We start from the raw sequence: 542 nt of genomic DNA, 5'->3' as shown, positions 1-542 counted from the left end.
GAATCACAAATTTTACCTTAGCCTGAATAAACACCAGTGAAAGTGTCATTCAGTCTATCTTTCTATCACATACCCAAATTTTTAAAGAACGATCTAATCAAAAGATCAGAAATCAACATTCACCATCATTTGATGGAATGCTCATTTCTAAGCTTTACGATGCAGAAGCAGTTTATGGTGGAGCCAAACGGGATCGAACCGTTGACCTCCTGCGTGCAAGGCAGGCGCTCTCCCAGCTGAGCTATGGCCCCATATTTCTACAGGTACTTTCCACACAAAATTGGTGGGTCTGGGCAGATTCGAACTGCCGACCTCACCCTTATCAGGGGTGCGCTCTAACCAACTGAGCTACAGACCCAATTTCGAGCTTGCAACTGTTAGCGTGAGCTATCAGCTTGTAGCTTAAAGCTGCTTCTATCGTCTTCTTCAATGAATCAAGCAATTCGTGTGGGAACTTATGGAGCAGCTGATGTCGTCGATTAAGGAGGTGATCCAGCCGCAGGTTCCCCTACGGCTACCTTGTTACGACTTCACCCCAGTCA

2 tRNA genes and 1 rRNA gene are annotated in these 542 nt (G+C 45.9%); all 3 read right to left on the bottom strand.

Going from position 1 to position 542, the window contains the following annotated elements:
- Window positions 1-175: 175 nt before the first annotated feature.
- Window positions 176-251: transfer RNA gene (locus QMX84_RS26335), tRNA-Ala, on the bottom strand.
- 30 nt (window positions 252-281) lie between these two features.
- Window positions 282-358, bottom strand: a tRNA-Ile gene (locus tag QMX84_RS26330).
- Window positions 359-480: 122 nt separating this feature from the next.
- Window positions 481-542 (bottom strand): 16S ribosomal RNA (locus QMX84_RS26325); the annotation flags it as partial.

It is taken from the genome of Pseudomonas sp. PS01297 (assembly GCF_029959305.1).
Classification (GTDB): domain Bacteria; phylum Pseudomonadota; class Gammaproteobacteria; order Pseudomonadales; family Pseudomonadaceae; genus Aquipseudomonas; species Aquipseudomonas helleri.
Note: the sequence above shows the minus strand (reverse complement) of the source record. Positions and strands in the feature narration are given on the sequence as shown.